Genomic DNA, 13,778 nt, shown 5'->3' with positions numbered 1-13,778 from the left:
CGCAACACCGCATCTTGAGCCGATCGCGCTCGCGCGTGCCCCTCGTTCTCCCCGATACACAAGTGCCGGCCCAGGGATAGCGTGGCCTGCATGAGTGAGGACCCGTTCAGGGAAGGCGTCGCCTATCACGTGCGCCGCTTGGTCGACCATGTGCCGTCGATGCTCGGCTACTGGGACAGCGAGCTGCGCTGCCGCTTTGCCAACCGGGCCTACGAGCGCTGGTTTGGCGCCGCGCCCGGCAGCCTCGTCGGCACCCGCCTGCAGGACCTGCTCGACCCGAAGGTGTTCGCGCTCAACGAGCCTTATGCGCGCGGTGCGCTCGCGGGGCAGGAACAGATGTTCGAGCGGCATGTGCGCTCGCCTGGCGGCGACATGCGGCACATCGTGGCGCACTACCTGCCCGACATGGTCGACGGCCGCGCGGTCGGCTTCATGGTCGAGGTCACCGACGTCACGCGGCTGAAGGAGATCGAAGCCGCCTTGCGCGCCGAGGTGGCCGAGCACCAACGGGCGCTCGACCTGCTGCGACGCAGCGAGGCCGCCATGCGCGAGGCGCAGCGCCTCGGCCAGATCGGCAGCTGGGAATGGGACATGGCCACCAACCGCACCACCTGGTCGGAGCAGCTCTACGCCATCTTCGGCTACGACCCCAGCGAGCCGCCGCCGCCGGCCGACGCGGGCCGTGCCCAGACCTACCCGCCGCGCAGCCTGGCGATCGTGCAGGCGGCCGTCGTGCGCACGATGAAGACCGGCGAGCCCTTCGCCCTCGAAGTGGAGTACCGGCGCCGCGGCGGCGGGGGCGGCTGGATCGAAGCCCGCGGCGAAGCCGTGCGCGACGAGCACGGCCGAAGCACCGGCCTGCGCGGCACGGTGACCGAGATCACTGCGCGTCGACTGATGCAGAGCGCGCAGGTCGAGCGCGACGTGGCCGAAGCCGCGAGCGTCAACAAGACGCAGTTCCTCTCGCGCGTGAGCCACGAGCTGCGCACGCCGCTCAACGCCATCCTCGGCTTCGCGCAGCTCTTCGAGATCGACCTCTCGCTTTCCGAGAAGCACCGCGGCTGGGGCGGCCTCATCCGCAGCAGCGGGCAGCACATGCTCGACCTGATCGACGAGATCCTCGACCTGTCGAGTGCCGAGCTGGGCCAGCTGCGCGTGGCCAATGCCCGCATGGACCTGGCCGAGGTCGTGCGCGGCTGCCTGGTGCAGCTGTCGCAGGTGGCCGAGGGCGCGCGCATCCGTCTCGTCGACTCGCTGCCGGCGCAGGCGCTGCCGGTGCACGCCGACCCGCGGCGCGTGCGCCAGGTGGTGCACAACCTGCTGTCGAACGCGATCAAGTACGGCCGCGCGGGCGGGCGGGTGACGGTGTCGGCGCGCGTCGGCGGCGACGAGATCGCGCTGCGCGTGCAAGACGACGGCATCGGCATGGACGCCGCCCAGCTGCAGCGCCTCTTCACCCCCTTCGACCGTCTCGGCGCCGAAGCGACGGCCGTGCCCGGCAGCGGCCTCGGCCTGGCGCTCAGCCGCCGCCTGGTCGAGCTGATGGGCGGGCGCATCGAGGCGCAGAGCGAGCCGGGCCAGGGCTCGCTCTTCACCGTCTCGCTGCCGGTGGCCCCGGCGCCGGCCGAGGGCCCGGGGCACCCACAATCGGGCGCATGAGTGTTCCCGGGCCCGCGCACACCGCCCCGTCCCCATCCCGTTCACGTTTCCGCCCACGCCTCACGCTGCAGACCCTGAACCGCGGCCACGGCCTGCTGGGCCTGCGGCCGAGCGGCCCCTTCGGCCCGCGTGGCCCCGAGGTCACGGTGGCGCGCATCGGCTGGCTCTACCGCCACGACGACGGCCGCGAGACCGAGCTGCCCGCGCCCACCTCGGTGCTCAACAGCCGCGGCCCGGCGGTCGTGCAGGTTGACGACGCCGACGGCGGCCCGTGGTCGCTCACCCGCGAGCGTGCCGCCGAGGCCGACGCACTCGACGCGGTGTGGGCCGCCGGCCTGCACCCGCTGCCCGACGACGCCTTGCAATGGCGCTCGGCCGACCTGCCGCGCCCGGCGGGCCCGCTGTGGACGCTGCTGCGCGAAGAGCAGTTCGGCGAGTTCTGGGCCGAGCGTGTGCCCGAGTGGCAGGCCGCCGGCTGGAGCGTGGTGGTGCTGCCCGGCTTCGCGCACGAGACGCTGCAGGTGCAGGGCTGGAAGCTCGTCGTCGAGCCGGCCACCGGCGAGGTGCTGGGCCGCGAACTCGCCGCGCCGCTGCGCCGCGACGAGGTGCCCGTCGAGGCCTTGCGCCAGCCCTGGCGCGAAGGCAGCTGGATGCTCTCGCTCGGCGTCGAGATCGCGGGCGAGACCTGGGACCTCGTGCCCCTGCTGGCCGACCTGCTCAAGCGCGACAGCCGCTGGCTCTCGGTGGCCCACATCGCGAGCCTCGACGACCGCGCGACGGTGCGCCTGCGCGCGCCCGGCGGCCGGCGCATCGACGCGCCCGCCGCGCCGATCAAGGCCATCGTGCGCGCGATGGTGGACCTGCTCACCGACCCCGCGCGCCAGCACGGGCCCCTGCCGCTCGGCGGTTGGGACGCGCACCGGCTCGAGCTGCTGCGCAGCGCGCTGCACGACACGCAGGCGCAGCGCGCCGGCCCGCACGGCGCCTGGCAACTGCAGGGCGAGGCCGGCCTGCAGCTGCTCGCCGAGCGGCTGCGCAGCGCCGGCACGCCGCCGCCGGTGCCGCCACCGGCGGGGCTTCAGCTCAGCCTGCGCGCCTACCAGCAACGCGGCCTCGACTGGCTGCAATACCTGCGCGAGCACCGGCTCGGCGGCATCCTGGCCGACGACATGGGCCTGGGCAAGACGGCGCAGGCGCTGGCGCACTTGCTGGTCGAGAAAGAAGCCGGCCGCCTCGACCGCCCCGCGCTCGTGGTGCTGCCCACCTCGCTGCTTTTCAACTGGCGCGCCGAAGCGCAGCGCATGGCGCCCGGCCTGCGCTTGCTCGTGCTGCAAGGGCCCGAGCGCGCGAAAGACTTCCCCCGCATCGCCGAGCACGACGTGGTGCTCACCACCTACCCGCTCTTGTGGCGCGACATCGAGGCACTGCTCCCGCACAGCTTTCACATCGTCCTCCTCGACGAAGCGCAGGCGGTGAAAAACGCCACCGGCCGCAGCGCCGGCGCCCTGCGTCGCCTGGAGACGCGCCACCGCCTCTGCCTCACCGGCACGCCGCTCGAAAACAACCTTTCCGAACTGTGGGCGCAGTTCGACTTCCTCATGCCCGGCTTCCTCGGCGACAGCCGCAGCTTCGCCCGCCAGTGGCGCAAGCCCATCGAAGAGAACGGCGAGACCTTGCGCGCCGAGCGGCTCGCGCAGCGTGTGCGCCCCTTCATCCTGCGCCGCCGCAAGCAGGACGTGGCCACCGAGCTGCCGCCGCTCACCGGGGTGGTCGAGCGGGTGCAGCTGCAAGGCCAGCAACGCGAGCTGTACGAGAGCGTGCGCGTTGCCTCCGACGAGATCGTGCGGCGCCTGCTCACGCGGCGCGGCTTCGCCGGGGCGCAGATCACCATCCTCGATGCGCTGCTCAAGCTGCGCCAGGTGTGCTGCGACCCGCGGCTGCTGAAAGGCCACCAGAACCCGCGCGGCATGGAGCGCGCCAAGCTCGACTGGCTGTGCCAGCAGCTGCCCGCGCTGGTGGCCGAAGGCCGGCGCGTGCTGCTGTTCTCGCAGTTCACGCAAGCGTTGTCGCTCATCGAACTGGCGCTCGACGAGCTGCAACTCCCCTGGCTCGCGCTCACCGGCCGCACGCCGGTCGCGCGGCGCGGCGAGGTGGTGCAGCGTTTCCAGCGTGGCGAGGCGCCGCTGCTGCTGGTGAGCCTGAAGGCGGGCGGCCAGGGCCTGAACCTCACCGCGGCCGACACCGTGATCCACTTCGACCCGTGGTGGAACCCGGCCGTCGAAGCGCAGGCCACCGCGCGCGCCCACCGCATCGGCCAGACGCAGCCGGTCTTCGTCTACAAGCTCATCGCCGAAGGCAGCATCGAGGAGCGCATGCTGGCCCTGCAGGCGCGCAAGCGCACGCTGGCCGACGGTGTGCTCGGGCACGACGACGAGGCGGCGGCGAAGTTCAGCGAGCAGGACCTGCACGACCTGCTGGCGCCCTTGAGCTGAGACACGCTCAGAACGGCAGCGCCGTCGTGTCCTTCACCTCTTCCATCACCGCGTAGGTGTGGGTTTCGCGCACGCCGGGCAGCGTCCAGATCACCGAGCCCACCAGCGCGCGATAGGCCTCCATGTCGGCCACGCGGGTCTTGATGAGGTAGTCGAAGCCGCCGGCCACCATGTGGCACTCGAGGATCTCGGGGCGCACCTGCACCGCGGCCTTGAAATGGTCGAACACGTCGGGCGTGGTGCGGTCGAGCACCACCTGGATGAAGACCATCATGCCGGCGCCGAGCTTCTTCGGGTTGAGCCGCGCCTCGTAGCCGAGGATGTAGCCATCGCGCGTGAGCCGCTTCACCCGCTCGAGCACCGCCGTGGGCGACAGGTGCACCGCCTCGGCGAGCTTCAGGTTGCTGATGCGCCCGTCGGCCTGCAAGAGGCGCAGGATGCGGGCGTCGGTCTTGTCCAGGCCCTCGGGCAACGGCTCGGCGCTGGCGGCGTTTTTCTTCATGCGTGGGTTATAAACCGAGCACCCAAGAACACCCACCCCCGGAGGATTCCTTATGCGTGCGACCCGTTGGCTGATCGCGCTTCTCGTCGTCGTGCTGCTCGGTGCCGCGTACATCGCGGTGGTGATGAGCTGGAGCTACTCCGATGGCGAGCGGGCGGGCTGGGTGCAGAAGCTCTCGCGCAAGGGCTGGCTCTGCAAGACCTGGGAAGGCGAGCTGTCGCTGGTGTCGATGCCGGGCTCGGCGCCCGAGAAATTCCTCTTCACCGTGCACGACGACGCGGTCGCTGCCGAGATCAACAAGGTGATGGGCAAGCGCGTGGCGCTGCACTACGAAGAGAAGGTGGGGCTGCCCACCAGCTGCTTCGGCGAGACGCGCGCCTTCGTGACCGGCGTGCGTGTGCAGGACGAGATCTCGCTGATGCCGGGCGTGATCGTGCCGGTGCCGCCCGGCGCGTCGGCGCCGGCCTCGGCGGCGTCGCGCTGAGCGGGCGCGCATGGGCGGTGCCGTGCGTCGCGCCGCCGTGCTGGCGGCGCTGCTCTCGCTGCTGACGGCGCAGGCACCGGCGCAGACGCCCACCCCCACACCCGTGGCGCCGGCCGCCCGGCCCAAGGTCGGCCTCGTGCTCTCGGGTGGCGGGGCCCGCGGCGGTGCGCACATCGGCGTGCTCAAGGTGCTCGAAGAGCTGCGCGTGCCGGTCGACGTGATCGTGGGCACGAGCGCCGGCTCCATCGTCGGCTCGGCCTACGCGAGCGGCCTGCCCCTGGCCGAGATCGAGGAGGAGATGAAGGGCCTGTCGACCTCCACCCTCTTTCGCGACGTGTCGCGCATCGACGCGCCCTTTCGGCGCAAGGCCGACGACGGCGTCAACTACCTCGGCCCCGAGATGGGCATCAACGCCCGGGGCATCGCGCTGCCGAAGGGTGCGGTGGCCGGTGTCTCGCTCGAAGCGGTGCTGCGCCGGCTCACACGCCGGCAGAACACCAGCAACTTCGACAAGCTGCCGATTCCCTTCCGCGCGGTGGCCACCGACCTCGCCAGCTCGGAGATGGTGGTCATCGGCCACGGCCAGCTGGCGCTCGCCGCGCGCGCGAGCATGGCGGTGCCGGGCGCGGTGAACCCGGTCGAGATCGATGGCCGGCTGCTGGTCGACGGGGGCTTGAAGCGCAACCTGCCGGTCGACGTGGCGCGCCAGCTCGGGGCCGAGGTGGTGATCGCGGTCAACATCGGCACCCCCTTGCTCAAGCGCGGCGACATCCACTCGCTGCTCGACGTGACCGACCAGGTGCTGCGCATCCTGACCGAGGCCAACGTCACCCAGTCGCTGAAGGAGCTGAGCGAGCGCGACGTGCTGATCGCCCCCGACCTGAAGGACATCGGCTCCACCGCCTTTGACCGCCTGGGCGAAGCCGCCGCCGCGGGCGAAGTGGCGGCCCGCGCGGTGACCGGCCAGCTCGAGCGCCTGAGCCTGCCCGAGCCCACCTGGGCCGCGCTGCGCCGCGCGCGTGCCAGTGCGCCGGGCGACGAGGCGCTGAAGATCGACGAGGTGCGCGTGGTCGGCGCGCGGGTCGTCAACCCCGACGTGGTGCTCGCCGCGATGGACACGCAGGCCGGCGACGCACTCGACGCGCAGCGCCTCGACCGCGACCTGAAGCGCATCTACAGCCGCGGCGATTTCGAGAGCGTCAACTACAGCGTGTTCGAAGAAGCCGGCATCGGCCGTGTGCTGCAGGTCGAGGCCAACGAGAAATCGTGGGGGCCGAACTACCTGCGCCTGGGCCTGTCGCTCTCGTCCACGCTGGAGGGCAACGCCTTCTTCAACCTGCAGGCGAGCCACCGCGCCACCTGGCTCAACGCGCTCGGCGCCGAGTGGCGCAACGACGTGCAGCTCGGCCACACGAGCGCGCTGCACACCGAGTGGTACCAGCCGCTCACCACCGCGCAGCGGGTCTTCGTCGCGCCGCGCCTCGAGGCGGTCGACGAGCCCTTCGACGTGTACGACGACGACACCCGCGAGCGCCTGGCGCGCTTTCGCCGTCGCGCCTACGTGTTCGGGCTCGACGTGGGCGTGCCGATCGGCACCCTGGGCGAAGGCCGGCTCGGGGTCGTGCGCGGGCGGGTGACGCTGGCCGACGACACGAGCTTCGTGCCGGCGCGCCTGCTCGGCATCGACCGCCAGCTGGCCGGCGTGCTCGGCCGCGTGCGCATCGACCGGCTCGACAACCTGCGCTTCCCGCGCGAAGGGTATGCGGGCGAGCTGCAGGTGTTCATGTCACACACCGCGCTCGGCGCGAGCGACACCTACAGCAAGGCGCAGCTCGCGCTGCAGGGCGCCACGCACACCGGCCCGCACACGCTGCGCGCCGCCACGCGCCTGGGCGGCAACCTGCGCTCCGGGCCGCTGCCCGACCACGAGATCCTGCAGCTGGGCGGCTTCCTGAACCTGTCGGGCTACCAGACGGGGCAGCTGCTCGGCAAGGAGATGCGCTTCGGCCGCCTCGTCTACAACTACCGGCTGGCCCGCCCGGGCTTCCTCGATGGCATGTACGTCGGAGGGTCTCTCGAATTCGGGCGCATCGGCGACACCGTCTTCGGCCCCGACCGCGCGCCGCTGCGCCGCGGCAGCGCGCTCTACTTCGCGCTCGACACGCCCATCGGCCCCTTCTACCTGGCCTATGGCGTGGGCGACCGCGGCAACCGTTCGGCCTACCTCTTCCTCGGCCAGCCCTGAAAGCCGGCGCCGGCGTGCGGAATGCCACGCGCTGCGGGGAGAACCGTCACGATTTGATGCGCCTGGGCGGCGGCCTGCGTGCCACGATGCCGCTCACCATGAAGCGCTCTGCCCTCTCCCACACGGTCGTCCACACCCTCACCCGCCATCCGCAAGCGATGGCCCTGATGCTCGGGCTCTTGCTCGGCCAGGTCGTCGCGCTGATGGCGCAGCGCAATGCGGCCGGCTGGGCCGGCTTCGGCATCTCGACGGTGTTCGTCGCCGCGGCCTCGGCGGCCTTCGTGATGGGCGTGCTGGGCCTGCGCCAGCAGCGCCAGCCGGTGTCGGCCCCGATGCTCACGCGCCAGGCGCGTGGCCTCGCGATCGCCATCGGCCTCGGGTTGCTGCTCTCGCTCAACCTTCTCGGCTGAGCACCCGTCAGAAGTAAAGGGCGATCACCTCGCCCACCCCATCGTTCGTCATCACCGGCACCGCCACCAGGGCGCTCAGGCCCGCATCGCGTGCCGCGTCGCCCACCGGGCCGGGCTCGGTCTCGGCGTGTTCGTTGATCACCGGCACGCCGCTCGCGAAGGCCTTGCCGATCGAGCCGGCGAGCACGGTGCCGCCGTCGGAGGCGCGCAGTGCCCCCATGCGTTCGCAGAAACCGAAGACGCGCTGCAGCCCCAGGTGCCCGTCGTCGGGCGCCCAGCACTCCACGCGCAACGCGATGGGCGTGTCGGCCGTCGACAGCAGCGTGAGCACGTAGGCGTCGTCGCTGGGCGTGGCGCAGGGGATGGCCAGGCCGCGGTTGATGCCAAGTTCGGCGGCGGTGTCGGCGCGCACGAACTTGCCGGCCTGGCCCAGGTCGTCGATCAGCACGGCCGCGCCTTTCTGCCAGGCGAGGCCGGGCAGGCCGGTGCCGCGTGGCAGGTAGGTGTCGCGGCTGATGGCGGCGAAGCTCTCGGAGATGCGCCCGCCGAAATAGCCGTCGACGAGCGTCATGTCGGACGACACCCGCGCGTTGTGCCGCCACAGCTCGACCGCGCCGTCGTCGCCATCGCCGTCTTCGTGCCGGTTGGGGCCGCAGAAGAGCACCACCACGCCGGAGAGTGCGTCGCCGTGGAAGAGCGGCAGGCCGATGGCGCAGGTGTAGCCGGCGTCGCGGGCCACTTCGGCGCGGCGGAAGTAGGAGCCGTCGAGCTCCTTCAGCACGATGGGCTGGCCGTCGTACCAGGCGCGGCCCGGCAGGCCTTCGCCACGGCCGAAGCACAGGCTGCGGCTGATCGCACCAAAAGCGGTCGCACGGCCGTACAGGCCGCCGCCGAATTCGAGCAGGCTGCCGTCGGGCGTGGGCAACCAGGTTTCGACGGCCTTGATGAGGGTGTTCATGGGCGGCAGTGGGGTCAGCATCGGATGCACGCTTCCAGCAGGTTTCGAGCCAGCCTGCGGATGTGCTGCAGGGGACAGCAGGGAAAAAGGGCCCTGGCTACGATGGCCGCTTCGCCACTCTTGCACAAGCCCCTGCCATGAGCCACAAGCAAGGCCAGAAAAAAGTCGCCGTCGTCACCGGGTCGTCGTCGGGCATCGGGGCGGCCACGGCCCGCCTGTACGCCAGCCACGGCTGGAACGTGGTGATCAACTACTCGCGCGACCCGGCGCCGGCGCAGGCCGTGGCCGAGGCATGCAAGGCGCTCGGCGCCGAGGTGCTGGTGGTGAAGGCCGACGTCTCGCAAGACGCCGACTGCCGCCGCCTCGCCGCCGAGACGCAAGCCCGCTTCGGCCGCGCCGACGTGCTGGTCAACAACGCCGGCACAACCAAGTTCGTCGACATCAAGGACCTCGACGGCCTGGAGGCCGACGACTTCCACAAGATCTACAGCGTGAACGTGATCGGCGCGTATCAGATGGTGCGCGCCTTCGCGCCGCTGATGCGCCAGCACCCGGTGGCCGGCATCGTGAACGTGTCGTCGGTGGCCTCGATCATGGGGCGCGGCTCGTCGCTCGCCTACATGGCCTCGAAGGGCGCGTTGAATGCGATGACGGTGGGCTTGGCGCGTGCGCTCGCGCCGCACATCCGCGTCAACGCGATCGCGCCGGGGCTGGTGGAGACGCCGTGGCTGCAGGAAGGCCTGGGCGCCGAGAAGTACCAGGCGGGTGTCGACTGGTACAAGGGCCGCGCGGCGCTGGAGCAGGTGATCTCGGCCGACGACGTGGCCGAGACGGCGTGGTACCTGGGCGCGAGCGCGGCGAAGACGACGGGGGAGCTGCTGCTCGTCGACGCCGGCCTGCGGATCACGAAGGCTTAAGACACCAGCGGCAGCGCGCGGACACGCTTTTGGGTCAACACGAAGAGTGCATTCGCCACCGCCGGCGCGATGGGCGGCGTGCCGGGCTCGCCCACGCCACCGGGCGGGTTCACGCTCTGGACGAGATGCGTCTCGATGACCGGCGGCGCGTCGGCCATCTTGAGCAGCGGCAGGTCGGGGAAGTTGGTCTGCTTCACTGCGCCGCCTTCGATGTCGATGCGGCCGTAGAGCGCGGCGCTCAGGCCGAAGATCACCGCGCCTTCCATCTGCTGCGCCACGATGCCGGGGTTGACCACGGTGCCGATGTCGGCGGCGCACACCACGCGGTGCACGCGTGGCTTGCCGTCCACGAGTGACACCTCGGCCACCTCGGCCACGATGCTGCCGAAACTCTCGTGCAGCGCCACGCCGCGCGCCCGGCCGGCCGCGAGCGGCTTGCCCCAGCCGGCCTTGTCGGCTGCGAGCTTGAGCACCGCCGCGTGGCGCGGCATGTCGTGCAGCATCGAGAGGCGGAAGGCCACCGGGTCTTGCTGGAGCTCGTGCGCGAGTTCGTCGATGAAGCACTCGGAGAAGAAGGCGTTGTGCGAGTGGCCCACCGAGCGCCAGAAGCCGATGGGCACGCCGCTCTTCGTGGCCACGTGGGCGATGCGCTGGTTGGCGATGGCGTAGGGCAGGTCGAAGAGGCCTTCGCTCGCGGTCTTGTCGGGCGCGTCGATGGGGCCGGCGAGCGCCGGCAGGCCGCGCTCGATCCAGCGCGGCGTGATGAGGTCGCCGGCGCTCGTGATCGAGAGGCCGCTCACCGCGCCCTTGTCGTCGACGCTCGCCTGCATCACCGCCGCGCCGGCGGGGCGGTAGAAGTCGTGCGTGGTGTCTTCCTCGCGCGGCCAGGTGAGCTGCACCGGGCGGCCGTTGGTCTCCATCGCGATGCGCACCGCCTGGCCCACCACGTCGACCTCCAGTCGGCGCCCGAAGCCACCGCCGAGGTAGGTCACGTGCAGCACCACGTTGCGCACGTCGACCCCGGCCACACGCGCAGCCATCGCCCGCGCCATGTCGGGCACCTGCGTCGGCACCCAGACTTCGACGCGGCCGTCTTTCACCTGCGCGGTGCAGTTCATCGGCTCCATCGCCGCGTGTGCGAGGTAGGGCGCGTGGTAGACGGCTTCGATGCGGCGCGTGGCGGCGGCGCTCGCGGCCTGCACGTCGCCTTGCTTGTGGAAGGCGAAGCCGCCTTGCCGTGCCGCAGCCTCGCGGGCCGCCGCTTCGAGCGAGGCGGCGATGCGTGCCGAGTCGACCGTGCCGGCGGGCGGTGCACGCCATTCGATGTCGAGCGCCTGCGCGCCCTGCTTGGCGTGCCAGGTGCTGCGGCCCACCACGGCCACGGCGGCGGTGGCACCGCCCAGCGGGTTCAGGCGCACCACCCGCTCGACGCCCGGCAGCTTCATCGCCGCCTCGACGTCGACGCGGCCCGGGCTGCCGCCGAGCACCGGGCTGTGGCGCACCGAGGCGAAGAGCTGGCCGGGCTGGCGCACGTCGATGCCGAAACGTGCGCGGCCGTTCACCTTGTCGGCGAGGTCGGTGCGCGGCGCGCGGGTGCCGACGAGGCGCCAGGTCTTCGGGTCTTTCGGCTGCACGGTGCTCACCGGCGTGGCGGCGGCCTCTTTCGCGAACTGGCCGAAATGCGCGCTTTGTTTCGCTCCGGCGTGGCCGATCACGCCGTCGACGATCTGCAGCTCTTCGCGCGGCAGCTTCCATTGCAGCGAGGCGGCGCCCAGCAGCTGCGCGCGTGCGGTGGCGGCGGCCAGGCGCAGCACGTCCCACGCATCGGCCACGCTCGACGAGCCGCCCGTCACACTGATGCCGAGTTCGCGTGCCACCTTGCTGACGATCCAGCGGCCGGCCTTCACGCCTTGCGTTTCGTGGCCGGGCTCGCTGTCTTTCGGGTGCAGCGGCAGGCTGCCGACGAACATCGCCACGTTGCCGTAGATCTTGCTCGGGCCGGCCTCGACCAGCTCGACCTTGCCGAGCGAGATGTCCAGTTCTTCGGCCACCAGCATGGCGAGTGCGGTGTGCACGCCCTGGCCCATCTCGCTGCGGTTCATGGCCAGCAGCACGTGGCCGTCGGGCGCGATCTTGAGCCAGCCATTGAGCATGACGGGGCCCTCGGCGGCCGGCGGGCGCTGTGCGCTGCCCAGGCGGCTGCGCGGCGGCATCAGGCCCCAGCCGACGACGAGTGCGCCGGCCGCGCCAGCGCCCAGCAGGAGCAGGCTGCGCCGCTTCATGGAGCCCTCCTGTCACTGCGTGACGTCCTCCCCGAGGGAGGATGAGCGCCCCCTTCGGGCTGCCGGGCGGGGGCGCTCATGTCGCCACCCCGCCGCTGCGCAGCTGCTTTGCCGCCGACTTGATGGCTTCGCGGATGCGCGGGTAGGTGCCGCAGCGGCAGATGTTGGTGATGGCCGCGTCGATGTCGGCATCGGTGGGCGTGCGGTTCTTCGCCAGCAGGTCGGCCGCGGCCATCAGCATGCCGCTCTGGCAGTAGCCGCATTGCGGCACCTGGTGGTCGACCCAGGCCTTCTGCAATGCGTGCGGCTGCGCGGCGGTGCCCAGGGCTTCGATGGTGCGCACCGGCTTGCCCTGCACGGCGCCGATGGGCGTCACGCACGAGCGCACGGCCAGCCCGTCGACGTGCACCGTGCAGGCACCGCAGGCCGCCACGCCGCACCCAAACTTGGTGCCGGTGAGGTTCAGCACGTCGCGCAGCACCCACAGCAAGGGCATGTCGGGCGGCACGTCGGCTTCGGGCAGGCGGTGGGTCTGGCCGTTGACGCTCAGGTCCATACAAGTCTTTCCGAGGTCGGGGGTGGCGCATTCTCAGCCAAGAGCTGTAGGCCGATCACCCCACACAATGCGCTGGCACCAAATGTTGCAGGTACGGCGCTTGCATACAAGTTGCGCGTCTCACACGACACACTCTTCCCTCAAACCAAACGACCGTTGGAGCCTCTCGCCATGCTTCGCCCGCTCATGCCTTCGCAATCTTCCCTGCACCTCTCTTCGCTGAACCTCTCGCCCCTCGCCAAAGCCGTCGCACTCGCCGCCGCGACGCTGTGCCTCGCCGCCCCCGCCCACGCCCAGTCGTCGGTGTCGCTCTACGGCCTGATCGACATGTCAGCCGGGCAGTTCCAGGACGCGGGCACGAGCAAGGTGAACAAGGTGCAAAGCGGCAACATGGCCACCAGCTATTTCGGCTTCGGCGGCAAGGAGCAGCTGAGCAACACGCTCAAGGCCAAGTTCGCGATCGAGGGCTTTCTGCTGGCCGACACCGGCAGCGCCGGCCGCTTCACCGGCGACGCCTTCTGGGCGCGCTCGGCCTGGGTGGGCCTCGAAGGCGACTTCGGCTCCACCACGCTCGGCCGCACCACCAACCAATACTTCGTCTCCACGCTGATCTTCAATGCCTTCGGCGACTCGTTCGGCTACTCGCCGTCGATCCGCCAGGTGCTGATCCCGAAGGCGGCGATGCTGCCCTTCCTTGGCGACACCGGCTGGAGCAATTCGCTGCTCTATTCGAGCCCGAGCGCCGGTGGCTTCAGCTTCAACCTGCAGGGCGCGCTCGGCGAAGGCAGCGCGAGCGCGGTCGGCCACAGCGTGGGCGCCAACGTGCTGTATTTCGGCGGCCCGTTCTCGGCGACGGTGGCCTACCAGCGCGTCAAGCATGGCCTGTCGGGTTTCACGCCGGCCATCGTGTCCACCGGCTTCAAGTACCAGGACGCGGCGACCGTCGGCGTTGCCTACGACGCGAAGGTGGTGAAGGTGTTCGGCCAGTACGCCCTCGTGAAGACCGAGGCCGCCACCGACACCGAGACCAACTACTTCGGCCTCGGCGTCTCGGTGCCGGTGGGTGCGGGCAAGGTGCTCGCGCAGTACGGCGCGGCGACGGCCGAGTTCCCCACCGCCGACGTGAAGAACAAGACGCTCACACTGGGCTACGACTACTGGCTGTCGAAGGCCACCGATGTGTACGCGGTCTACATGAACGACAAGCTGACCGGCACCAACACCGGCAACACCTTCGCGCTCGGCCTGCGGGTGAAGTTCTGACCGGCGTGGC

General features: G+C 71.1%; 11 protein-coding genes. 7 read left to right on the top strand and 4 right to left on the bottom strand.

What is annotated here, in order from left to right; translation table 11 throughout:
- Positions 1-90 precede the first annotated feature (90 nt).
- Both KF892_14485 and KF892_14480 read left to right on the top strand, forming a co-directional pair.
- The gene (locus KF892_14485; GenBank protein MBX3626220.1) at positions 91-1,659 is read left to right on the top strand and encodes a PAS domain-containing protein; all 1,569 of its coding nucleotides are present in this window, start codon (positions 91-93) and stop codon (positions 1,657-1,659) included.
- The gene (locus tag KF892_14480) at positions 1,656-4,151 is read left to right on the top strand and encodes a DEAD/DEAH box helicase (protein MBX3626219.1); all 2,496 of its coding nucleotides are present in this window, start codon (positions 1,656-1,658) and stop codon (positions 4,149-4,151) included. The genes KF892_14485 and KF892_14480 overlap by 4 nt, the downstream gene beginning before the upstream one ends.
- A 7-nt stretch (positions 4,152-4,158) precedes the next feature.
- Here the strand turns inward: KF892_14480 and KF892_14475 are convergent, their stop codons facing one another.
- The gene (locus tag KF892_14475; GenBank protein ID MBX3626218.1) at positions 4,159-4,653 is read right to left on the bottom strand and encodes an Lrp/AsnC ligand binding domain-containing protein; all 495 of its coding nucleotides are present in this window, start codon (positions 4,651-4,653) and stop codon (positions 4,159-4,161) included.
- Between the two features lie 52 nt (positions 4,654-4,705).
- Here KF892_14475 and KF892_14470 point away from each other — a divergent pair, with 52 nt between their 5' ends.
- From KF892_14470 to KF892_14460, 3 genes are all read left to right on the top strand, one after another.
- On the top strand, positions 4,706-5,137 hold the full coding sequence (locus KF892_14470; protein MBX3626217.1) for a hypothetical protein: 432 nt from the start codon (positions 4,706-4,708) through the stop codon (positions 5,135-5,137).
- A gap of 10 nt (positions 5,138-5,147) precedes the next feature.
- Positions 5,148-7,382 carry a patatin-like phospholipase family protein gene (locus KF892_14465; GenBank protein ID MBX3626216.1) on the top strand — a complete coding sequence of 745 codons (2,235 nt, stop codon included), beginning with the start codon at positions 5,148-5,150 and terminating at the stop codon, positions 7,380-7,382.
- 98 nt (positions 7,383-7,480) lie between these two features.
- Positions 7,481-7,792, top strand: a complete 312-nt coding sequence (locus tag KF892_14460) for a hypothetical protein (GenBank protein ID MBX3626215.1) — start codon at positions 7,481-7,483, stop codon at positions 7,790-7,792.
- 7 nt (positions 7,793-7,799) lie between these two features.
- Here KF892_14460 and KF892_14455 read toward each other — a convergent pair whose 3' ends face one another.
- Positions 7,800-8,750, bottom strand: coding sequence for a GAF domain-containing protein (locus tag KF892_14455; GenBank protein MBX3626214.1), 951 nt, complete (start codon positions 8,748-8,750; stop codon positions 7,800-7,802).
- A 137-nt stretch (positions 8,751-8,887) separates the two neighbouring features.
- On the opposite strand from KF892_14455, the gene KF892_14450 reads away from it, so the two are divergent.
- Positions 8,888-9,667: an SDR family oxidoreductase gene (locus KF892_14450; protein ID MBX3626213.1), complete on the top strand. Its 780-nt coding sequence runs from the start codon at positions 8,888-8,890 to the stop codon at positions 9,665-9,667.
- On the opposite strand, the gene KF892_14445 is transcribed toward KF892_14450, so the two are convergent.
- Complete coding sequence (locus tag KF892_14445; GenBank protein MBX3626212.1) at positions 9,664-11,949, bottom strand: xanthine dehydrogenase family protein molybdopterin-binding subunit; 2,286 nt, start codon at positions 11,947-11,949, stop codon at positions 9,664-9,666. The genes KF892_14450 and KF892_14445 overlap by 4 nt on opposite strands.
- Positions 11,950-12,025: 76 nt before the next feature.
- The gene (locus KF892_14440) at positions 12,026-12,505 is read right to left on the bottom strand and encodes a (2Fe-2S)-binding protein (GenBank protein ID MBX3626211.1); all 480 of its coding nucleotides are present in this window, start codon (positions 12,503-12,505) and stop codon (positions 12,026-12,028) included.
- A gap of 186 nt (positions 12,506-12,691) precedes the next feature.
- On the opposite strand from KF892_14440, the gene KF892_14435 reads away from it, so the two are divergent.
- Positions 12,692-13,768: a porin gene (locus tag KF892_14435; GenBank protein ID MBX3626210.1), complete on the top strand. Its 1,077-nt coding sequence runs from the start codon at positions 12,692-12,694 to the stop codon at positions 13,766-13,768.
- The last annotated feature ends 10 nt before the right edge of the window (positions 13,769-13,778 follow it).

Source organism: Rhizobacter sp. (assembly GCA_019635355.1).
Taxonomy (GTDB): Bacteria; Pseudomonadota; Gammaproteobacteria; order Burkholderiales; family Burkholderiaceae_C; genus Rhizobacter.
This window is presented reverse-complemented; position numbering and strand designations above follow the sequence as displayed.

Coding starts and splice junctions, on each gene's coding strand:
- KF892_14485 (MBX3626220.1), top strand. CDS start 91: ATGAGTGAGGACCCGTTCAGGGAAGGCGTCGCCTATCACGTGCGCCGC.
- KF892_14480 (MBX3626219.1), top strand. CDS start 1,656: ATGAGTGTTCCCGGGCCCGCGCACACCGCCCCGTCCCCATCCCGTTCA.
- KF892_14475 (MBX3626218.1), bottom strand. CDS start 4,653: ATGAAGAAAAACGCCGCCAGCGCCGAGCCGTTGCCCGAGGGCCTGGAC.
- KF892_14470 (MBX3626217.1), top strand. CDS start 4,706: ATGCGTGCGACCCGTTGGCTGATCGCGCTTCTCGTCGTCGTGCTGCTC.
- KF892_14465 (MBX3626216.1), top strand. CDS start 5,148: ATGGGCGGTGCCGTGCGTCGCGCCGCCGTGCTGGCGGCGCTGCTCTCG.
- KF892_14460 (MBX3626215.1), top strand. CDS start 7,481: ATGAAGCGCTCTGCCCTCTCCCACACGGTCGTCCACACCCTCACCCGC.
- KF892_14455 (MBX3626214.1), bottom strand. CDS start 8,750: ATGAACACCCTCATCAAGGCCGTCGAAACCTGGTTGCCCACGCCCGAC.
- KF892_14450 (MBX3626213.1), top strand. CDS start 8,888: ATGAGCCACAAGCAAGGCCAGAAAAAAGTCGCCGTCGTCACCGGGTCG.
- KF892_14445 (MBX3626212.1), bottom strand. CDS start 11,949: ATGAAGCGGCGCAGCCTGCTCCTGCTGGGCGCTGGCGCGGCCGGCGCA.
- KF892_14440 (MBX3626211.1), bottom strand. CDS start 12,505: ATGGACCTGAGCGTCAACGGCCAGACCCACCGCCTGCCCGAAGCCGAC.
- KF892_14435 (MBX3626210.1), top strand. CDS start 12,692: ATGCCTTCGCAATCTTCCCTGCACCTCTCTTCGCTGAACCTCTCGCCC.